This is a genomic window from Cetobacterium sp. ZWU0022, from assembly GCF_000800875.1.
In the GTDB taxonomy this organism is placed as follows: Bacteria; Fusobacteriota; Fusobacteriia; order Fusobacteriales; family Fusobacteriaceae; genus Cetobacterium_A.
On sequence record NZ_JRJZ01000122.1, the window covers coordinates 1 to 22,381 of the forward strand.

Annotated in this window: 19 protein-coding genes; 5 read left to right on the forward strand and 14 right to left on the reverse strand. The window is 34.6% G+C overall.

The window, feature by feature from the left end:
- Positions 1 to 125: 125 nt before the first annotated feature.
- Together tnpA and L988_RS09710 are read left to right on the forward strand one after the other, a co-directional pair.
- The gene (gene tnpA / locus L988_RS09705; protein WP_047383805.1) at positions 126 to 536 is read left to right on the forward strand and encodes an IS200/IS605 family transposase; all 411 of its coding nucleotides are present in this window, start codon (positions 126 to 128) and stop codon (positions 534 to 536) included.
- Positions 537 to 801: 265 nt separating this feature from the next.
- The gene (locus L988_RS09710) at positions 802 to 1,404 is read left to right on the forward strand and encodes a hypothetical protein (protein ID WP_156111953.1); all 603 of its coding nucleotides are present in this window, start codon (positions 802 to 804) and stop codon (positions 1,402 to 1,404) included.
- Between the two features lie 79 nt (positions 1,405 to 1,483).
- Here the strand turns inward: L988_RS09710 and L988_RS09715 are convergent, their stop codons facing one another.
- Complete coding sequence (locus L988_RS09715) at positions 1,484 to 3,088, reverse strand: sodium:solute symporter (RefSeq protein ID WP_081990332.1); 1,605 nt, start codon at positions 3,086 to 3,088, stop codon at positions 1,484 to 1,486.
- 170 nt (positions 3,089 to 3,258) lie between these two features.
- Between L988_RS09715 and L988_RS09720 the strand changes: the two genes are divergently transcribed.
- Positions 3,259 to 4,254: a LacI family DNA-binding transcriptional regulator gene (locus L988_RS09720; RefSeq protein WP_369798251.1), complete on the forward strand. Its 996-nt coding sequence runs from the start codon at positions 3,259 to 3,261 to the stop codon at positions 4,252 to 4,254.
- Positions 4,255 to 4,417: 163 nt separating this feature from the next.
- Positions 4,418 to 5,293 carry an N-acetylneuraminate lyase gene (locus L988_RS09725; protein WP_047383809.1) on the forward strand — a complete coding sequence of 292 codons (876 nt, stop codon included), beginning with the start codon at positions 4,418 to 4,420 and terminating at the stop codon, positions 5,291 to 5,293.
- Positions 5,294 to 5,346: 53 nt separating this feature from the next.
- Here L988_RS09725 and L988_RS09730 read toward each other — a convergent pair whose 3' ends face one another.
- From L988_RS09730 to L988_RS09785, 12 genes are all read right to left on the reverse strand, one after another.
- Positions 5,347 to 6,153, reverse strand: a complete 807-nt coding sequence (locus tag L988_RS09730) for a TIM barrel protein (RefSeq protein ID WP_047383810.1) — start codon at positions 6,151 to 6,153, stop codon at positions 5,347 to 5,349.
- Positions 6,154 to 6,193: 40 nt separating this feature from the next.
- Positions 6,194 to 6,904 (reverse strand): HI0074 family nucleotidyltransferase substrate-binding subunit, encoded by a 711-nt coding sequence (locus L988_RS09735; protein WP_047383811.1) that lies wholly within the window; start codon positions 6,902 to 6,904, stop codon positions 6,194 to 6,196.
- A 28-nt stretch (positions 6,905 to 6,932) separates the two neighbouring features.
- Positions 6,933 to 8,150: a Fic family protein gene (locus L988_RS09740; RefSeq protein WP_047383812.1), complete on the reverse strand. Its 1,218-nt coding sequence runs from the start codon at positions 8,148 to 8,150 to the stop codon at positions 6,933 to 6,935.
- A gap of 101 nt (positions 8,151 to 8,251) precedes the next feature.
- The gene (locus L988_RS09745; protein ID WP_047383813.1) at positions 8,252 to 9,043 is read right to left on the reverse strand and encodes a hypothetical protein; all 792 of its coding nucleotides are present in this window, start codon (positions 9,041 to 9,043) and stop codon (positions 8,252 to 8,254) included.
- Positions 9,044 to 9,203: 160 nt separating this feature from the next.
- Positions 9,204 to 9,947: a Fic family protein gene (locus L988_RS09750; RefSeq protein ID WP_052191795.1), complete on the reverse strand. Its 744-nt coding sequence runs from the start codon at positions 9,945 to 9,947 to the stop codon at positions 9,204 to 9,206.
- A gap of 299 nt (positions 9,948 to 10,246) precedes the next feature.
- Positions 10,247 to 11,305 carry a butyrate kinase gene (gene buk / locus L988_RS09755; RefSeq protein WP_047383817.1) on the reverse strand — a complete coding sequence of 353 codons (1,059 nt, stop codon included), beginning with the start codon at positions 11,303 to 11,305 and terminating at the stop codon, positions 10,247 to 10,249.
- Positions 11,306 to 11,319: 14 nt separating this feature from the next.
- Positions 11,320 to 11,871 carry a 2-oxoacid:acceptor oxidoreductase family protein gene (locus tag L988_RS09760; protein WP_047383818.1) on the reverse strand — a complete coding sequence of 184 codons (552 nt, stop codon included), beginning with the start codon at positions 11,869 to 11,871 and terminating at the stop codon, positions 11,320 to 11,322.
- Positions 11,864 to 12,619: a thiamine pyrophosphate-dependent enzyme gene (locus tag L988_RS09765; RefSeq protein ID WP_047383820.1), complete on the reverse strand. Its 756-nt coding sequence runs from the start codon at positions 12,617 to 12,619 to the stop codon at positions 11,864 to 11,866. Before L988_RS09765 ends, L988_RS09760 begins: the two co-directional genes overlap by 8 nt.
- Before the next feature lie 2 nt (positions 12,620 to 12,621).
- Positions 12,622 to 13,677, reverse strand: coding sequence for a 3-methyl-2-oxobutanoate dehydrogenase subunit VorB (locus L988_RS09770; protein ID WP_047383822.1), 1,056 nt, complete (start codon positions 13,675 to 13,677; stop codon positions 12,622 to 12,624).
- 11 nt (positions 13,678 to 13,688) lie between these two features.
- Positions 13,689 to 13,913, reverse strand: coding sequence for a 4Fe-4S binding protein (locus L988_RS09775; RefSeq protein ID WP_369798250.1), 225 nt, complete (start codon positions 13,911 to 13,913; stop codon positions 13,689 to 13,691).
- A 3-nt stretch (positions 13,914 to 13,916) separates the two neighbouring features.
- Entirely contained in the window at positions 13,917 to 14,819 is a 903-nt protein-coding gene (locus L988_RS09780) for a phosphate acyltransferase (RefSeq protein WP_047383826.1), read from the reverse strand.
- An 18-nt stretch (positions 14,820 to 14,837) separates the two neighbouring features.
- Positions 14,838 to 15,929: a Glu/Leu/Phe/Val dehydrogenase gene (locus L988_RS09785; RefSeq protein WP_047383827.1), complete on the reverse strand. Its 1,092-nt coding sequence runs from the start codon at positions 15,927 to 15,929 to the stop codon at positions 14,838 to 14,840.
- Positions 15,930 to 16,172: 243 nt separating this feature from the next.
- Between L988_RS09785 and L988_RS09790 the strand changes: the two genes are divergently transcribed.
- Positions 16,173 to 16,427: a GlsB/YeaQ/YmgE family stress response membrane protein gene (locus L988_RS09790; protein WP_047383829.1), complete on the forward strand. Its 255-nt coding sequence runs from the start codon at positions 16,173 to 16,175 to the stop codon at positions 16,425 to 16,427.
- 75 nt (positions 16,428 to 16,502) lie between these two features.
- On the opposite strand, the gene L988_RS09795 is transcribed toward L988_RS09790, so the two are convergent.
- Positions 16,503 to 22,178: a hypothetical protein gene (locus tag L988_RS09795; RefSeq protein WP_047383831.1), complete on the reverse strand. Its 5,676-nt coding sequence runs from the start codon at positions 22,176 to 22,178 to the stop codon at positions 16,503 to 16,505.
- Positions 22,179 to 22,381: the final 203 nt, after the last annotated feature.

Here is a 22,381-nt window from a genome sequence, read left to right on the forward strand (position 1 = left end):
TTAGGATATATTCTATATTTAAAAGCTAAATTATATTTCTTCATAGTTAACACCTCCTCAAACTTAAAATTATGTGGTATGATTATATCACATTTCATATTAGTTGTAAAGGAGAGTAATGATTGATGACTGTAGAATTTAAAAAGAATAGACATTCTATATATAACTTAACATATCATTTAGTTGTAATTACAAAATATCGTAGAAAATGTATTAATAATGAAATTTTAGAAGATCTAAAAGAAATATCAAAAAGATTGTTAAGTGTTAAAGGTGGTAGTGTTTTGGAGGTGAATGGAGAAGAAGACCATTTACATATATTATTCGAATGTCCACCACAAGTGGAACTCGCTAAATTAGTAAATACATTTAAAACTGTTTCTTCGAGATTAATTAGAAAAAAACATTCTGATTATTTAAGAGCCTACTATTGGAAACCCGTATTTTGGAGTAATTCTTACTGCATACTTAGCACTGGTGGAGCAACAATTGAAACTATTAAGTGGTACATCGAATCACAAGGTACTGAAAACTAAAAAAATTGCCCTGATTCATCCTCTCCCTTGCAGAGGAAGAGGTTTTCTCAGGGCGTTTTGATAAAAAAATAAATAAAAAATTTAACGCTCCAATATAACGTTTCAATGCTCCTCCTAGTTCACTAATAATATAGTAAAAAACAAATATAATATAGTTACTAGAGTTAAAAGTCAAGGAGTTGTAATTTTATATATCTCGCTATTTCTTTTTAGATTTGTAGACGATTAACATATTATCATGTATAATATAGTGCATGTTTAACGTGTGAAAAAAATAACAACTTTTGTACTAGGAGGGATTAGAATTAAATTTGTAACAAAACTTATGACAACACTTTGTGTTTTAGGGAGTTTAACTTTCGGGAAAGAGATAAACACCTTAGCTGCTCCTTTAGAGGCTAAAGAGGTATCTGAAGTAAAGATATTTAAACCTGAATTGAGACTTATTGGAAGTATCTATACGACTCATACTAATGACAATGACATCTACAACAACGACACTAACCTAATTGGATTTGAATATAGACCACTAGAAGATTTTGGGATTAGCTTTGGATATTTTAAAAATAGTTTTGACAATGATTCATATGTTTTAGCTGCTGGAAAGTACTTAAGACCATTCGAAAAATTGAATGATTTCTACTTCACACTTGGAGTTGGAGTTGTAAAAGGATATGAGAAAGAGAACTATATCTATGACAACGAGACTGGTGAGGTTATAAAAAAATCTAAGTTTAACACAAATATCGGTGGAGACTACATAATAGGAGCAAACGTTGGAGTTGGGTATGATATCACTGACTACCTATCTCTTAATGTTTCATACGTTGGAGCCTTCGTTTCTACGATATCTCTAAAACTTTATTAATACTAAAAAGAAAAGCTGTAGAAGATGAGTTTCTACAGCTTTTTTTATTTAAATATATTTTGGGGATTTTTGTAAATCCTTATGAGAACTTAATTGATGTTTCATCAGCCTTTATTGATGAACTCTTTTCTTTTGATTCTTTTGACTCTTTTGAAGCTTTTTTGTTTCTAAATGTGAAGTATGTCAATCCAGCAATCTTTTTATCCTCAGCTTTTCCGAAGACGAATGAAGCTAACCAAGCTGGTATCACACAAGATGCCATTATGATAAAGGCAATCAGTAACTCAAATACAGCTGGCTTTGTGTACCCTGGAACAAATTTTGTAACTAATCCCGCTGGGTTTCCAATATATATAGCCACTAATACCGATATTAAGAATCCTACCCAAGCAGCTCTACTATCAACTCTTCTACTGAAGATTCCAACTAAGAACAGACCAGCTATCGGTCCTCCTAATAGTCCAGTTATAGCTTGGAAGTATAAGAACATATCTCCTTGCCCAGCTTGTAAGAATCTGATAGCTAGAATTGTACTGATAATTCCAGCTCCCCAGCTCACAGCTTTTGCAATATTTAGTTTATCCTTATCTGTTAGATTTTTTCTTAAAGGAGCTACTACATCTGAAGTCACACAAGTCGATAGTGAGTTTAAGCTCGATGAAACTGTCGATTGAGCAGCAGCAAAGATTGCAGCTAAGATAACCCCTGAGAATCCAACAGGTATATAGTTAATTACGAAATATGGAAGGATAGCGTTTCCATCTATATTTGCAGGTAATACAGCTTTAAATTTGAAGAATAGGTAAAGTGCTGTTCCCATTCCCGAGAAGATCAACACACTGATACAAAGAAGTGGAACGTTCATATATAAACTTTTCTTTGCTTCGTGATCATTTTTAGTTGTGTTATATCTTTGAACGATATCTTGTGACCCTACGTATGAGTAGATAGCATTAAAGAATCCACCAAATAAAATCCCCACAAAAGTTGTTCCAGTCAATGAGAACTTCCAAGCTGAAGCTGGAATAGTTTTTCCATTTTCAGTAAGAGTTTTAAATGCCATTGAAAGACCATCTGGTGCAGCGTTATATCCAATAACGATGATTAAAAATGCTCCTAAAAGTAGGATGATAGTTTGAATCGCATCCGACCAAACTACAGCTTCAATTCCTCCCATAGATGTGTAAACAACACAAAGGAATGAAACCGCTCCTAGTAAAAGAGTTGGATTTATACCTGGCAGAGCTTCTTTTAAAGCTAGTGTTGGTAAGTAAAGTACCACAGCCATTCTTATAAGATGGAACAGAATAAATGATAAACTTCCTACCCATCTAAATCCATTGTCAAATCTTTTTCCTAAATATTCATATGCTGTCGTTACGTTTATACTTCTGAAAAATGGTACAAACACAATCGCAGCCCAAATAACCATTAAAATAATTCCTAATGGTGCCATCCCCATAATGGCTCCACCTTTGAAAACCGAAGCTGGTATAGCTATAAATGATATTGATGAAAGTGCAGTTGCATATATACTACACGCTGTTACCCACGATGGAATTCTTCCGCTTGCCGTGAAATAATCCTCAGTTGAACTATTCTTCTTTGAAAAATATACCCCAATTCCAACCATTGCTAAAAAGTAAAATGCCAATACTACCCAGTTAAACCAATGCCAACTCATTTTTTACCTCCCGAATTTTGTTCGCGCGTTCATAAATGTTTTTATGGTTTGATGATAAACCATATGTTCTATTTTGTCAATATTTATTTTTAAATATAACAATTTTATTTTTCTTTGTAGAATAGAAAAAATGTTTTATAATATAAGCAGGAATATTTAGGGAGGGACATATTATGCTAAAGCAAGAGGATATTGCAAAATTAGCTGGAGTGAGTCGAGCAACAGTTTCTAGAGTTTTAAATGACGATGAAAATGTTAAAGCTGCGACACGTGAAAAAATTTTAAAAATTATCGAAGCTTATGGGTATGAGAAAAATTATATCAGCAGTACCCTAGCTAGTAAAAACGAGAAAATCATCTACGTTTTTCTTTTAAAATCTGTGGTTAACCACTACAGTGACGAGCTGAAAAAGGGACTTTTAGAGTTTCAAAGTGAAAATAAAGGGTTTGGTTATAAAATAGAGATTGTCGAAACCTCTATCGATAACCCTGAATCTCAAATCACTGAACTCGATTGGGTATTAAACAATCTTTCACCTGCTGGGATTATAATCACCCCACTCTTAAAAAATGAGATTATGAAAAGAGTTCTAGAAAATGAACGTGTGAAGTTTCTCTCTTTAGACAATGTACTTTCAGAATCTATCCCACACGTTGGAGCGAACTACTATATGGGTGGTCAAATCAGTGGGGATATTATGAGGGGAGTTCTGAGAAGAAAAGAGAGAGTATTAGTACTTAAATTCCCTGGGGATAAGGTTTCAGTTGAGGAGTACTACAAAGGGTTTACATCTTCTCTTCAAAGAGAGAGCATAAGAGTTGTCGAAGCGAAAAAAGATATTTTAAACTCTCACAATTTTTTAAAAAAATATCTGACTGAGGATATCAGGGGGATTTTCTCAAATAGATACACACTTGAAATTATAAAGAAAAATAGCGAGCTACTACATCCTGAAAATGACTACAAAATAGTTGGAATAGCTGGAAATCCTGAGGTGAACGACTACGTTAGAAATGAAGTTATATACGCTTCTATAAACGAGCAGTTCTCAACTATCGGTTACACAGCTGGAAAAATTATGTTTGAAACTCTATATAAAAATAGAAAATCTGTTGAGCATCAATTTATAAAACCGATTGTCGCTTTTAAATCCCTTGTAAAATAAGGGATTTTTTAATTGCAAAAAAAACTTTTAAAAAATTTATAAAATTTTTGTTGACTTTTCGAAAAAAAAGGATTATTCTAGACTCAAATAAAAAATGTTCACGCGTTCATAGGTGGAAACATCTAGAAAGCGTACAGAACTAAAAAAGGGGAGTTGTTTGATTATGGATAGATTAAAAGGAATTTTCTCAGCACTACTTATAGCTTTTGACAAGGATGGAAACATCGACGAAAAGGGAATAAGAGAGACTGTTAGACATAACATCGACAAGATGAAAGTGGATGGATTATACGTTGGTGGAAGTACAGGGGAAAACTTTATGTTACCTACTGAGGTTAAGAAAAGAATATTCGAAATCGCTATGGATGAGTGTAAAGGAGAGATCGCTATGATCGCTCAAGTTGGATCTTTAGATCTGAATGAAGCTGTAGAGTTAGGAAAGTATGCAACTGATTTAGGGTATGACGCTCTTTCTGCTGTAACACCTTTCTACTATAAGTTTACTTTTGAGGAGATCAAAAACTACTACAACACTATTACAAACGCAACTAACAACAAGATGATTCTTTACTCAATCTCACTTTTAACTGGAGTTAGCATGACTGTTCCTCAATTTGCTGAGTTATTCGAAAACGAGAACATCATCGGAGTTAAGTTTACAGAAGGAAACTTCTTCTTAATGGAGAGATTAAGACACGCTTTCCCTGATAAGCTATTATACTCTGGGTTCGATGAGATGCTACTTTCTGCAACTGTTTTAAATGTTGATGGAGCTATCGGAAGTACATACAACGTAAATGGATTAAACGCTAAGAAGATATTCACTCTTGCAAAAGAAGGAAAGATTGACGAAGCTAGAGAGTTACAAAGAAAAGCTAACGATATGATCGAAGCGGTTATTGGAAACGGACTGTTCCAAACTTTAAAGGAGCTTTTAAAGTGTCAAGGTGTAAGTGCTGGATTCTGTAAAGAGCCTCTAGGAAAGTTATCTCCTGAGAAAGTTGAAAGAGCAAAAGAGATCTACAAAAACTACTTATAATATCACAATGAAATTGCCATAAGCTACTTAACATAATATAAAAGAGACCAGAATTAACTTTTCTGGTCTCTTTCTAACTTTTCAAGTGCTAACTCCTTCTTTTTCGCTTCAACCTCTACGTCGAAATCTTGGAAGAGCCATTCAAACCTCTGAACATCCCCTACAGAGATGTAATCAGCATGAGATTTATCATCCTCAGACTCTTTTCCAGAAGAGATATGAGCGAGAGGCTTTCTATCTTTCCAGGTCGCCTTTACTCTTTCTATATCATACTCTTCACTTTTGGTAACCCTTGCATGATGAACATCTAAAACCATTGGAATTTCTATCTTCTCACAAAGTTCTAAAACCTCATTCACCTTATAATAGTGACAGTTTTCTAAAACTAAAATACTTTTTGTGTAGTCATCTAAGGTTTTAAAAGTCTCGATAAACTTTTGGATTCCATCTTTTTTTCCAATATGTAAAACTAAATCACTTATTCCTGCTAACTTTGCAAAATCGGTTTGATTCTTCAAAATTTTCAAAGAGTTTTTTATTACACTTTCCGAATCACTATTTAAAACCACAAACTGATCTGGATGTATGATCAACCGAATCTTTGAACTCTGTTTTTTTATCTGAGCTAATTTTTCTAAAACCTTTTCATCTTTATTCCATTCCCAGCAGTCAGGATAAGGAATCACCGACGATGACACTCTGTATATGTAGCCTTTAAGTCTACAAAACCTTATCGTTTCTAAAGTATAATCAAGATTGAAAAGTGCAGCCTCTCTAACCTTTTCTAGATTGAAAGCTTTTAAAGATGCCACACCTTTTTTCATTCCTTTTCCATCTAACATACAAACTAAGCCTAGCATTTCACCACCATCCTTTAGCAGTTTATACTAGGCTTAACCTTTAAATCTTTTCTATAATTTTCTTTTCGAACTCATTGAAAACGAAGATATACTCTGTCTTTATTTTTTCATATATATCCCAAGCCGTTTCCTCGTTATATGTATGAGAGGTTCTATTTCTATTTTCCATCAACTTAATCCACTCTGTAGCATCAGAAATCAAACCTATTTTAAAGGCCTCTCTGAAACTAGTTCTAGGACTACTCGTTTCTATGCCTTCAAACTCTAAATAGCTTTTCATTAATTTCCAACTAAGTTCATATACAAACTCAAATCTTTGAATTGTACCATCTAAGTAAAGTTCATCTGAATGAGCATCCTTTTGAAGTGCCACTCTCAACTTTAAAAGAGCTTTTTGATAATCATTCAACTTATCCTTTAATTTATTTTCCGTCATAGTAACCTCACCCTTTTCATTCGTTTTATAAATCAAAACCCCATCTAAATCGATATTTCTATTTATTTTTTCAGTTGAATTCAACTTATATTGAATTACATCCACTGTATATTTTAATGATGAGTTGTAAAAATCGTCTATCAAATTCAGTAAAATTTCATCATCTCTAAAATATACTGCCAAATCTATATCTGAGGTTACTTTCATATCTCCTCGAGCTCTTGAACCAAATATTTTTACCCATTCAATCTTTTCTTTATATTTTTTTAAAATTTCAATAATTTCAAAAAAATCATTTTCTGATATCCCAAACATTTTTTCACCTCGCATCTTCTTATGCTTCTTATTCAAACTCACCTTTCAAGAATTCACTTAAACTATGTTGAGAAGGTCTCTTAGATATCTGTTGAAGATAATTTTTATCTACTAACGAATCTAGATGTTTTTTTAGAGTCAATTTACTTTTTATCGGTAAATACTCTAAAATTTCAGAATCTTTCATATTAGATCTCTCTGCAAAAATATAATCTTGAACATATATTGATAAAATCTCACTTTCAATCTCTGTTAAACCACAATCTTTTATATACTGAAATGCAAATTCTAACTTCACTATATTTTGATTTAGCATCTCTATTATACTTTCTTGACCTTTCAAAATAAATTCCAACATACCTTTTACAAAAAATGTTACCTCTCCACAATTTCTAGGATTTGAAACATCTAAAAACAGCTTTGAATATCCATCTTTATCAGAAAATATTGCATACGAAAGAGAAAGTGCTGTAAAAACATCAGTTTTTCTTGCCAAATACATCGAAAATAGCAATCTTCCAAAACGTCCATTCCCATCGTAAAACGGATGAATATACTCTAAATAATAGTGAGCTATCGATGCTTTTACAAGACTTTGAATATCACTTTTATTCATAAATTTAACCAAATCTGTAATATGAGATATAATCATCTCTTCAGATGTATCTCCTATATGAACGGTCTTCAATCCGTTGCTTATATGGATTCGTCCTTTTCTAAACAACTTCCCATCCAATCTATTTTCGGGATTTTCCAAAATATCCTGAGAAAATATATATTCATACAAATCTTTAATCTCTTCTGGAGAGTCTATTCTCTCAATATTATTTTCTATTATTTGATTATATTTATTTATAATTCCAGAAAGTCTAGTTTTCTTTTTCGAATCCATACTTTCATAGACATCTTTCTTAGTAGTTCTTACTCCCTCTATTCCATTTGTCTTTATGATTTCATTAACCATAATCTCTCTGATACAAGAAACTCTTGCTATCATCGGTAAATTTATAGACAATCTTTGAATCTCTGCACTCTGTCTATATATCTTCTCCTCTAAAAGTAATATATCCCCTATCGGTAAATAGAACAGATTAAATTTTTGATCCATAACTCTTTTTTCTTTTGAAATAGGAAAAATCTCTAATTCTGTTTTATATGTACATGGATTAGCTAATCTTTTTTCCAACTCTTCTGTTATATTTTGTTTTTTATAATATAACTTCAACAACTCTTCATGCTTAGTCATATAAATCACCTTTTTTTTATTTTATAAATGATTATATCACATCTAAAGTATAAAAACATCACTTTTTATACTTTAGGTGATACATGTATATTGTTTATAAACTAAAATCTATACCCTAAATCTATAGCTAAAGTCTCTCTATCCCCAAATGAATAATCCACTAAAACTGTAAAACTATCATTTATTACTGTGAAAACTCCAACTGACGGTGTTACTTTTTCTAGCTCCATTTCAAATCTATAATTCATATCTTTAACTCCAGGAATAACATCTGGAATAGGACCTGACATCGAACTATCCGTTTTCTGATATCCAGCTCCTAAATACGGTGTTACAGAGTAACCTTTACTTCGATAAACTACATATCCTAGTCTTCCCATTGCAACTTCAGCACTCTTAGTTGCTACATCTCCATCCATCTCTATTCTTGTATATGTATATTGAAGCGATGAGAAAATCCTATTGTATTCTCCAGCTATTAAAGCCCCTCCACCATAAAGTTTTCCTTCCGCTTTAATTGGTGGCAACTTCATATCTTTTTCCAATTCTAATTTTCCTATTTTTTTCCCTAAATTAAAATTAACTTCTGCATCTAATTTTCCACCGATAGCATAAACATTCATAAATGGTAATACAAAATAATCCACTTTAACTATTTGAACATCTGCATCTACTTTCAAATCTTTAGGCTCTAAAAAATCAATTTTTATCTCAGTCTCTTTTCGTCCTATCTTTCCAACTATTCCTGCCCCTGTCAAGTTTCCCTTCTCAGTCTGCTTAACACCCATAACCGACACACCCCAACGGTTCATAGGATATGGAATCCCTCTCCAACTATCCTGCCCTAATACCAATTGTGGTAGTAAAAATAATAACCCCGTAACTCTTTTCATCTCTTCTCCCAGTATTTTTTTCTTAAAAATTGATGTTAATTATATCATAACTACAAAAAATAGAAAAGAGCTAGTTTCTCACTCCTAGCTCTTTCCCATACAATGTAGTCATTAACATTGAATTATAATCGTTTATGTATTAACTATACTACTCTTTCTTCTAAAAATCAAATTTTTGTAAAAATCTTTTTATAACCTCTTTATAGTTATCCTGCATAGCTAAACAAGTCTCTTCTAAAAACCCCTTTTCCTCTTCATACTTAGATAATCCCCTGTAATAAAAGGCCTTGAAACTATCCTCAATTATAAATGGAACTACATTATTTCTTAAGCACTCTTTAAACATAATAGCCCTTCCAACTCTACCATTCCCATCTTGGAACGGATGAATCTTTTCAAATCTATAATGAAACTCTATAATATCTTTCAACTTTATCTCATCTAAAGAGTTATAGTTAATCAAAAGCTTTCTCATCTCTTTTTCCACATCTTTTGGCTTAGTTGTCTCCTGCCCACCAACCTCATTTGGCAAAGTTTTATACTCTCCTACATTAAACCAATCTTTTCTTGAATCCTCTGTTCCTGATTTCAAAATTTTGTGATAATCTTTTATTAAATCTTCACTTAAAATATAATCTACTCTATCTAATAAATCATCAAAAAGACCAAAGTGGTTAGCTGTTTCAACTACATCATCTACATTTTGAGAATTTCCATTGGGTATGAGTGTATTTGTTTCAAAAATAAATCTTGTTTCATCCTCACTCAACCTACTTCCCTCTATTCTATTCGTATTATATGCAAATTTTATCTGCGTAAAATGATAAAGATTGCCTTTTAACTTCATATCTTTTTGTTCTTTCAATATTTGAGCTAATGTTTTCTCTTTCTTTTGACTTAACATATTAAAGACTTCATCTAAATTTTTATCTAAATACTGTGATAATTTTATTAGATTTTCAACTCTCATACTCTCTGGTTTTTCAATTGCTGTAACTAAGGTTGAGTATGGAATCCCCGTTTCTTTTGATACTTTGAGCAACGAAACTCCTTTTTCTTTTAAATATTCTCTAAAATTCATAAAACCACCTCAGCTACATTTTATCAAAATATCGTTAATTTTTCAAATATTAACGATATTTCGTTAATAAATAAAAGAGCTTGGCTCCCGTAGGATTACCAAGCTCAATCTACCTATTCAATTCAAATATACTCCTTCACATCCTCAATACCATTTAAAACTCTAGCTCCACCATCATATAGCGACTGCATCTCAAACTCTCCCGGAACACGTACAACTTCAGCTATAAAAGCCACCCGTTTCGTTATCTCCTCACAGATATAATCCGAATACGCCATTCCACCAGTTAAAATAATAGCATCGACACATCCCTCTGCAACAGCAGCAAGACCTCCTATCTCCTTAGCTATCTGATAACACATCGCATCTATAATTTTTTTAGCTTTTTCATCTCCACTTAAAACCCTGTCCATAACCTCTTTCACATTGTTAGTTCCTAGGTACGCAGAGATTCCACCATCCCCTTTTAGCCGTCGCAGTAAAAACTCCTTTGAGTGTTTACCAGCATAATACAATTTAAAAAAATCTCCGATTGGTAGAGTCCCAGCACGCTCTGGAGTGAAGGGCCCATCTCCATCCAAAGCGTTATTCACATCTACGACCTCTCCATTTTTATGAAGCCCAACCGAAATTCCACCACCCATATGTACAGCTATAAAGGTATTGCTATTGTAATCGATCCCCATCTTCTTACAATAATTTTTTAGCACACCCTTTTGGTTTAAAGCGTGGAATACCGATCGACGAACCAGCTCAGGCATTCCTGACACCTTAGCTAGTTCACTCATCTCATCCACAACCACAGGGTCCACTATATACGATGGTATTTTAAACTCATCCGCTATCTTTTTAGCTAAAATACCACCTAAATTCGAAGCGTGCTTTCCATAAAACTCACTTCGTAAATCATCTATCATTTTTTCATTCACAGAATACGTTCCACTCTTTAGCGGTTTTAAAAGTCCACCCCTTCCAACAACCGCCTCTAAGCTCTCCCACTCTATCGGTAACTCTCTAATCAAAGAGTATCTATACTCCAACTCACCCTCGTAATCCAAAGTTTTCAAAAAACTACTCTCATGGTGTAACTCACGTTTTAACTTCTCAACTCCATTCCTAAAATATGCAATTTTCGTTGATGTCGATCCTGGATTGATAACTAAGATATTAAACTCTCTCATATTTCCTCTTCTCCCTAGTAGTTATTTTTTATATACTCTCTTCCAACCTGAAGAGCCTTTTCATTTATAGGTAAAAGATCAGCTTTTCTCTCTCCAAAAATCTTTAAAAACCCATGTAACACACTTTCATCTTTCAAACTCTTCGATATCTCTAAATACGCTCCTAACATAACCATATTAGCCACTTTTAAATTTGCACACTGCTCATGAGCTAAATCATTTGCTGGTATTTTATATATTTTTATATCCTCTCTATCACTCTCCTCTTTCACAAGAGATGAGTTCACCAAAAGAGTTCCATTTTCTAAAAGTGAGTCCTGAAACTTTTTCAGCGATGGTAGATTCATAGCTATAAGAACTGTTGCATTATTTGTTATAACTGGTGACCCGATGGGTTCATCTGAAAGTATCACCGAGCAGTTAGCTGTTCCCCCTCTCATCTCTGGTCCATAAGATGGTAACCATGAAACCTCTTTATTCTCTATCATTCCCGAGTATGCAAGAATCTGTCCCATCGACATAACCCCTTGCCCACCAAAGCCCGAACATATTATGAAATCATCCATTTTTCCCCTCCTCACTTCTATCTTTGAAAACTCCTAGTGGGAATACATTCATCACACCATCCTTTAGCCATTTCAATGAATCTGCGGGTGTTTGTCCCCAGTTCGTTGGGCATGTCGATAGTATCTCAATCATAGAGAACCCTTTTCCTTCTAGTTGTAGTTGAAAGGCTTTCTTTATAGCTTTTTTTGTTTTTCTTATATTCACAGGGTCATGAACCGAGCATCTTTCTATATAATAGCTTCCACTTAAAGTCGATAACATCTCAGACATATGCACTGGATACCCTTGAACCTCTGGGTCTCTTCCACTTTGGGATGTCGTTGTCTTTTGGTTTATTAGAGTTGTCGGTGCCATCTGACCACCTGTCATTCCATACGTTGTGTTGTTTATAAAAATAGTTACGAACTTCTCTCCTCTAGCTGCTGCATGAACAATCTCTGCCGCTCCGATACTTGCTAAATCCCCATCCCCTTGATATGTGAATACAACTTTATCAGGCAACACTCTTTTGATTCCCGAAGCAACTGCTGGTGCTCTTCCATGAGAAGCCTCATGCATATCTGTGTTGAAATATTTGTAAGCTAAAACAGCACAACCAACTGGTGCTACTCCAACTGTATCCCCTATCACTCCTAGCTCCTCTAAAGTTTCAGCCACCAACTTATGAACAATTCCATGCGTACACCCAGGGCAATAGTGGGTAGGTACATCTGTCAATCCTGCACTTCTTTTATAGATACTTTCCATACTTACCTCCCCATTATCTCTTTCACTTTTTTGATTATATCCTCTGGAGTTGGAACCATCCCACCCGTTCTACCATAAAAATGAACTGGCTTTCGTCCCTCGTTTCCAAGCCTAACATCCTCTATCATCTGCCCCATACTCATCTCAACCACAAGGATATTCTTCACCTTTTCATTCAGATTTTTTACATCCTCATAAGGGAAAGGCCAAACCGTTATAGGTCTTATAAGCCCAGCTTTTATTCCATCTTTTTCCAAACTCTTAATAACATTCTTAGCTATACGAGCCGTTGTTCCATACGCAACTAAAACTATCTCGGCATCCTCTAAGCCTATAGTTTCCGACATCACCTCATTCTCTTTTATGGCGTCAAACTTTCTAAACAGTTTCTCACAGTGTAGCTCTAACTCCTCTGGCTTTAAGTAAAGTGAGTTTATAATATTTGGAGTACGTTCGCCCTTTGTTGTCGTTGTCGCCCAGCTCTTATCAAACTCCTTTCTCTCTGGATTTTCATTTAACTCCACCGGCTCCATAACTTGACCAATCATCCCATCGACTAACAGCATAACTGGAGTTCTATATTGATCAGCTACGTCGAACCCTTTTCCTATTAAATCAACAGCTTCTTGGACAGTTGCTGGAGCATAAACAGGCATGTAGTAGTCACCATTTCCTCCTCCACGAGTGGCTTGGAAATAATCAGCTTGAGATGGTTGAATCCCTCCTAATCCAGGTCCACCCCTTGTCACATTTATAACCACGCAAGGCAGCTCAGCTCCAGCTATATACGATAGCCCCTCCTGCTTTAACGCCATCCCTGGAGATGAAGATGAGGTCATAACTCTAGCTCCACATCCCGCTGCACCATAAACCATATTTATAGCCGAAACCTCAGACTCAGCTTGTATAAAAGATCCACCAACCTTTGGAAGCTCCCTTGACATATACTCAGGAATCTCATTTTGTGGTGTTATCGGGTATCCGAAGAAAAATCTGCAACCAGCATTTATAGCTGTTGCACTCATCGCTTCATTCCCTTTCATTAGCTTTTTTGCCATAAAACTCCTCCTTAAATCTTATCTATACTTATAACTGAATCTGGGCACATCATAGCACAGTTCGTGCAGCCAACACATTTTTCCTCATCTGTTACATGCGACACATTGTATCCCTTAGAGTTCATCTCATCCATATTCAGATGCACAATTTTCATTGGGCAGAACAGGGTGCAAAGCCCACACCCTTTACACCGCTCTTTATTAAAACTCACCTTAAATTTAGCCAAAACCGACACCTCCTAAATAACTGATGCTAACACTATTGATAAAAACTTACTCTCTTCACTGTCAGCTCTTGATGTTATAACAATTGGAATTTTTGCTCCAACTAAAATCCCCGCTGTTTCACTTTTCGTTAAGTAACATAAGCTCTTGTAAAATATATTTCCAGCTTCTATATTTGGCATTATAAGTATATCCGCATCCCCTTGAATCTTTCCAGCTATACCTTTAATCTCCGCCGATCTCTTCGATAAAGCATTATCTAAGGCAAGTGGTCCCTCAACTATAAATCTTTCATCCTCTGCTAATTTTTTTGTAATAGCATGGGCATCCAATGTTGCTATCATCTTTTTTGATACGCTTTCCTTTGCTGCTAACAGAGCTATCTTAGGTGTTCTTAGATGTAAAGCACTCCATACCGAATAGCAGTTCTCTATTATCTTCATCTTAGCCTCTGCATCTGGAAGTATATTCATAGCTGCATCTCCAAAAGCTATAACTCTATCTATTGCGTCTAGCTCTGCCACTGTCACATGAGAGAAAAATATATCCCCGTTCTCAGATTTTGATAGCTCCTCTTTTCTGTTCAAAATAGCTTTCAATATAATTGATGTATCAACTAGACCCTTTACCAAAAAATCTCCCGCTCCACTCAAAATACTTTGGACAGCTATCTCGCTACATCTCTCCTTTCCATCTCCATGAACAATTTGAAAATCATCCAAGTTAGCTCCATTTTTCAATAGATGTTTAACAATCTCCTCTCTATCACCTATTAAAATCGGTGAGGTGATTATGTCCTCTCTTTTAGCTCTAAGAATCGCCTTCAAAAGTTCATCCTCATGAGCACAAACAACAACTGGAACTCTTTTTATATGAGTCTCTTTACATCTTTCTAATAGTTCAGAAAAAAAATTCATATGACCTCCAAATCCTTTTTATCTTTTCACATAGCTCGGTTTCATATTTTTGACACTTTTTATTCTCTCTTCAGCAAACTGCATAGCTGCTATATTTACAGGTATATCCTCTGTTTTAGCTATCTCAAAAATCTGTAACAATCTGTCATATATAGCTTTTACATCCGCTGTTGCTGCATCTTTATTGTAACCTTTTAGCTCATGATAAACATTGATTAGTCCTCCACCGTTTGCAACGAAATCTGGTGCGTATAAAATACCCTTCTCTTTCAATTGAGCTCCATGCTCTTCACCTTTCAATACATTGTTAGATGTTCCTGCAACTATTGAACACTTCAGTTGTGCTATAGTCTCATCATTTATAACTCCACCTAAAGCACAAGGTGAGAATACATCTACGTCTAAACCATATATCTCCTCGGGTTTAACAAACTCTACCTCTGGATGCTCTTTTTTCATTCTTTCGATATACGTTTCATTTATCTCTGTGAAGTAGATTTTTTTTGCTTTGTCGCCATGCTCGTTATCACCTAAAAGATATTTAATTAAGTAGTAACCTGTCTGTCCCGCTCCTTGAACCGAGAATGTTTTTCCTGATATAGTTGGATCTCCAAATTTCACTTTTAAAGCCGCTCTTATTGAATATAATGCCCCCAGAGCTGTGAACGGTGATGGATTTCCACTTTTTCCATGCAATCCAACAACATGATCGGTCTCCATAGCCACAAATCCCATATCCGATGTACTCGTATTTACATCCTCAGCTGTTATATATCTTCCATTTAAACTTTGAACAAATCTTCCTAACTCTCTAAAATATGCTTCACTTTTTACTTTTTTTGGATCTCCTATTAAAACTGTTTTTCCTCCACCTAAGTTCAGCCCAGCAACAGCTGCCTTATATGTCATTCCCCTAGATAATCTGATAACATCTAACAGAGCCTCCTCCTCTGTTTTATAGTTCCAAAGTCTTGTACCCCCTAAAGCTGGTCCTAAATCCGTGTTATGAATAGCAGTTATACCTTTTAAGCCTGTATTTTTATCGTAGAAATATACTACCTGCTCATGATCAAACTCTTCCATAAATTCAAACGTCTTTAATTTCTTCATAAAAAAATCCCTCCTTTAGTCTAAAACAATTCCAAAAGTGATTAAAACATATTTTTTTCGAAGCCTTTCCTTAATATCTCTATATACTACACGACTGAATAAAAAGTCAAATTTTTTTGAATAGTTTTTTAGAAAATACCATTTCTGTGGTAATCTCTTACTATTAAAAAGGAAAAAAGGAAATGAGAAATTTTTTTAGAATATTAGAGCAGAATGAATTATTTTTTATAGGAGATGAGACTTATGGGAATTTTTACATGGATTATCCTTGGAATTCTTGCTGGTGCTCTTGCTAAATGGATAATGCCCGGAGAACAAGGTGGCGGAATTTTAGCGACTATGGTTTTAGGAATTGTTGGTGCCTTTGTTGGTGGTTATCTTGGTAAACTTATTGGAATAGGTTCTGTTCAAGGATTAAACTTTGGTAGCATTTTTACTGCTGCTGCAGGTGCTTTGGTTGTTTTATTTATCTACTCAAAGATAAATACTAAAAAATAGCTTTATCAAAAATTACAAATAAAAAGAGAGACTATCCTCCCAAAGTCTCTCTTTTTATTTTCTTTTTTTTTAATTCTACATACTTCCAATTATATTTAAAAACCAACCCGAGGTTTTATAGTCCTCCTCTCCTAATGAATCCTTGAATCCAGAGAAGTTATATCCCCCTCCAAGTTTCATATTTTTATCCAGATTCTTATAAATACCAAAGATTGCACCATTCAGAACATCCTCATTTGCACGGTCTAAAAGCCATTGATACTGACCATAAACTTCCCAACTATTCATAACCGTATAGTTAGCCTTAAACCCTAGCATATAAAGGTCGTTCAGATAGGTATTTTTCTCTCGTCTATATCCATTTTTCATAGATAGATCAAGTCTTCTTGTGGGTGAGTAAACTGTTTCAAACTCAGCTATATAAGCACTGAAATCCTTTGTAGCTTTTGTATCCTTATCTAAAATCATCGTATATCTAGATAGATAGTTCAATCTATCGTTATAGATTGGTCTATATGCTAAACCTACACTGCTCTCAAGATATCTATTCTCATAGCTATCATCTGTGAATGAGTAGTTCAGTTTTCCAGCGAAAGTATACTCCTTACTGTATCTATAGGTAAATGAGTTCGTAGTAAGATACTGCTCAATCTCCTCATCCCCTCTCTCTGAACGATACTCCACACGATTTTTCAAAGTTAGCCTCTCAGATTCAGATCTCAAATATAGAGAGATTCCACGACGATCACTCTTCTCATCATTTGGTAAAATTACCTCACCATATTGGATAGCTCCTCCAATTGTAACCCCACGTCTTAAATCATAATCAATTCCATATCCTTGAAGAGATGCCTCTTTTCCACGCTCTTTTATAAATTGATTCTCTTGATAAAGGCTTGTACGCTCTCCAACTCTTGCTCTTTGTCCAACTGTATATCTATCTCGACTTATCTCTCCATCCGAACTATATCCCGAATAGATATTGTAGTTATCATAAAGTTGATAATCTCCTCCCAACTCGAAGTAGTTTCCAGACTCGCCAAAAGAGGTACGACCATTCACTTTAAATCTATCATTTACTCTTTTTTCAGCTCCGAGCGAGATAGCGTTACTGATTCCAGCTTTAATCTCACTATATATCTTTGTGCTTTCATTTAAAATATACTCTAACTTTGCACTGCTGACAGTTCCACTTTCACGTTCCTCGCCCCACTTCATCTCATCGACATATTGAAACTTAAGGTAGCTTTTCAATCTTTCTGAATGAGTATAAGCTAGTTCTCCTCCAAAGGTTTGATAAAATCTATCCTCTAAATCTGAAGCGAAAGAGTAACCCCGCTCTTTTCTCTCATACCAAGCTTTGAATTCAGCTTCCTCTAAAAGTTTTACAGCTCCTGTGATACGATAAGCGTTTCCAGTTATCTTATCATCATCTCGTCCGACGCTTTGAAACGTCAATCCACCATCAAAAGATAGATGGTTATTTATATTTGAAACACCCTCACTCTGACTGAACTCTCCTTTTATATAGTTACCTTTTTCATCATGAAGTTTTATCTCTACACCTTTCAAATCGTAACTCTCTTTTCCACGACTCTCATGGATAGCTGTCACTCCAACTTGAACATTTTCATTTATATCCTTTACAGTTTTAACTCCATAGTTTGAAGAGTCTGAAATCTCTCCATCCTTTGGAAGGTAGCTATAATCTGCAACAAGGTAAGCGTAGTAATCAGTTGAACTTCCACCACTTAAAGGTGTTGTCAAAATAACTCTTCCAATAAATGGATCTATCTCATAGTCACGTCCCTCTTGAAGATATATAATCTTTTCTACAACATAGGTATCAGCATCTACAACCTTTATCCAAATCTTTTGGCTACCTTTTAATATATCTCCATTTTTCAAGAAATATAAACTACCACCAGTACCCAAAAACTCATCATGACCATACATCGTATTCGGAGTACTCGCAAAAACTTTGACATTTATATCATCCTGCTTATACTCACCCTTAAATCCGTATAGCTCTTTGTTATAATCCATAAAACGTGTTCCTGTAAAGCCTGTTTCATACGTTCCCCAAAGTAAGCTTGAATCTTTATGTTCAAACTTTAGGTAGATTTTTCCCTTTGTGTTAACCTCTTTTCTGATTTTAGAATCATCCCCATAAGTTGGATAGTAAACATAATCATCGTCAGTAACTCTCTCTAAAAGGGTCTGATTTTTTCTATCCTTTGTATCAAAGTGCAAAGTTAGCTTATAATCCCCATAGCTCGCCTTTCCAAAATATGTTGCCCTTGGAGTATCACTATCTTTTCCAACATAGGCATCTACAAAACCTGTCCCAGAATAGTTTAACTTTATATCGCTTGAATCCGCTTCAATCTCCTCTGTGGATTTTTCAACCTCTTCAACTTTTTCAGGGATTTGAACTATAAAGTTAAACTTTGTCAAAGAGTATGGTGTGATTCTTTTTATCATCGGATTTTCACTTTTTACAACGCTTCCAGATGGAAGGCTATTCTCATCCAATTTCAAAAGAAAATTCTCTCCAAAAGTTTTATCTACCCACTGGTCTGGTAAGTGAAATCGCCCCTCATCATCAGCTTGAACAACTATTCCTGCTGGTGTATAAACAACAGCATATGGAATCCCTCTATCTGTTTTTTCATCCACAACTTTTCCTATAATTGTTGCTGTATTCAGTAAAGAATCCCCTTTTACCTCTACACTTGTCTCACCTATATTTGAGATTTTATTATTTCTTCTTGTAACCGAACTTTGAAAACTATTTTTTCCTACACTCGCTCCAACAGTTGCTTTCATATAGAAAGTCTTACTATATTTCTGGTCTGGTGCTAAAGAAAACTTTTCAAACTCCTCCTCTAGATGTCTAAAACCCCTTGGTGTTATATTTTTTAAAGAAAGATTTTCATAGGTTTGGTTATCTCGATTTTCGACATTCACAGTAAAACCCACAACCTCACCTATCTTTATCTCGCTCTTTGTCGATGTCAACTTCACACGAATCCCCTGCTCAACTTTTTCCTCCTCTGAATACTCAGAGATTGGTTTTAGAAATATCGTTTGATCATCAGTTGTACCACCTGCAACCTTAGCCTTACTCTCTATAACTCCGATAGCATCTTTGTCTATATCCGCCTCTATCAAAAACTGTATCCATACTCCTGGACCTATATCTACCTTTGTGTTTAAATCCTCTCGACCTGAAACCTCATTTTTCAAGTATGTATACTGTTTAAATCTCGAAGATTCATCACGTGGTCCTAGATATGTCACCTTCCAGTTAGAGAAAGCTCTACCATAACGCTTTCCCTCTTTTTCAGTTGTAACCTCTGACAATAAATCCTCTATTGGAATATATCGTCCATATCCATCACCAGTATTTTTGATAGTAAGCATATATTTCAATTTATCTCCGGGTTTATAAACTCCATTCTCTGGTTCTAAAAGTGTCTTTTCACCTTTTATAGAACCACTCACACTGCTCAATCCCTCAGATGTTTTGCTACTACCGTTCACCTTGAATACCAGCCCACTCAAACTTCCAAGAGCCTTATCAGATACTATAGCTGAAATCTGAAATACAATACTACTCTTTGGAGCAAAATCTATATTTTTTCGTATGTGGTTTATATTGTCTCCCATCTCAGATGTTATAACCGTTCTTGGATCACTACTTTGTATAGAGATATCTATATTTTCTAAAACCTTCTCTTTTACATCCGAGCCTGCAACTAAAGCCTTCACATCCTCAAGATTACTCTCTACAAAAATATCACTTAGAAATCCCTCTCCAATATTTTTTAGGTGAATCTCATATGTCACCATATCTCCAGGTTTATACTTTAAAGTTCCATTCATTAGCTTTCCATTCACACTCTTTAAAGTATTTGTAAACTCAACTTTCCCCGGAAGAGCGGTTACTTCACTCTTTTTCACCACTTCACCATAAGTTGAATCCACCTGTATACTCTCAAAAATATTGTTTTTAGTAACTCCTTTAAAGACATATTTGAACTCTTCACCGGGGTATATAACTGGTAAACGCTCTATCTCTTCAACATTTCTAAATGGGTTTACATCTCGATTTTTAAGTCCAGACTGTTTTACCTTTGCCTCAGCTATACCCAATTTGTAAGGAATTCCATAGGCTGTTCCAAGTCCTTCATTTTTCAGAGTGACACTGTATTCGATAGTTTCTCCAGGTTTGTAGCTCTCTTTCGAAACTGAAAACGAGTGTGATACCTCACTTTTCAACATCTTCGATTCTATATCTCCTTTTACAATATCTCCTACAGCCTCTCTACTTACCTTTCCTAAAACCCTATATTCTACATATCCTCCTGGTAGTAAACGAGCTCCCTCTCCTCGCTCTAAAATATTTTTTGTATTGCTATTACTAAAAGCTAAAATCTCTTCTCCATAAGCTGATTTTGTTTTAATCTCATCTATATTCGGATCTAAATCATACTCTTTTAAAATACCTTTTCCACGATTCTCAACTCTGAAAAGGTATTCGATATACCCTTCAGGCGTATAAGAATCTATCTTTTTCTTTCCTGTTTTATCTAGATATCTCTCTACTCGAGCTGTTATATGTGTTTCAGGAGAATGTGATTCAATTTTATTGTTGTACGTATGACTATTGATCACAAAATCCAAATATATATCACCAATTAAAAATTGCGAAGTTGTTACCGAGTATTTTTTTACAATCTTTTCTCCAGCTGCTATATTCACTCTTTCATTTATATCTTGGGCATTTAAAAACGCTGGTGACATCTCCTCGTTCCAATCCCGAGCTTCACTTTTTTTCATAAAAGCTCGGATAGGAACTGCTTTAGCATTTCCAAGTCCACTGTTTTCAATCTCTACTTCATAGGTATAAAGTCTTCCAGGAGAGTATTTTCCAGAGTTTAAAATCTTGGCTTTTATATTGGCAGGTGGACTTTTTATAGTCAGCTCTTTATAAATGACATCTCCTAAAGTTTTATTATTGACACGTCCTTTAATCTCATAAATCAACTTCTCGCCATTTTTTATATCCACACCTGTACCCGAGGTTTTTTGATTCATTTTAATCTCAATATCTTTTAAAAATGGTTCATCTTTTCCACTCAAAGTTGGAACTAAAATATCCTGTATATGTTCATCTATAACATAGTTATTCAGATATCCCGGTCCATCTGGCTCGACTATCAATCTATAAGTTAGATAGTCTCCTAAAGAGTAGGTTTCAGAATCCACCTCTCTTTTTATCTTTGGTTTTGAACCTAAAACCTCATTTTCATATCGTAATTTTTCAGATATCTGTTCGCCTTCGTAGATTGTAACCTCATTTTTTAAAACCTGATGAAGAAGCTTTTTATCTGGTTTTGCAATAATCCTATACCTTATGACCTCATTTGGATGCAACTCTGAAATTATTTCATCTAAGCTATCTCTATCCCCACTGCTGATTTTTTCATCCTCTTTATATATCTCCCAAGATGTGAAAGCAGACCCCTCTATATCTAAAAAGTTTTCACCGTTATTGGCTAAAACTCCTTTTACCTCATTTAAATCATTTTTTATTTTAACATCCCTTTTAATGTTCTTACTGTAGTTTTCAATAACTATATCGTAAGTGAACTCTTTTAAAGGGTCTATATCCTTTCCATAAAGAGCCTCTAGTAGAGCTATTAAGATTATTGAAATTTTAAATAAAAATAGTAGTTTTCTCATACTCTGCTCCTTCTTGTTTAGTATACTTAGTATAACATTTTTGTAAGAAAAAATAAAAAAAAGATGTAGCTAAACTACATCTTTTAATAGAAAAACTATTCTCTTTTCTTTTAGGCTGCTGATTTCGATCTCTTTTTATTCTCTAATACATCGAATAAAACTTGTAGCATAAAGATTGCTATCAACGAGTAGTTTATACCTTT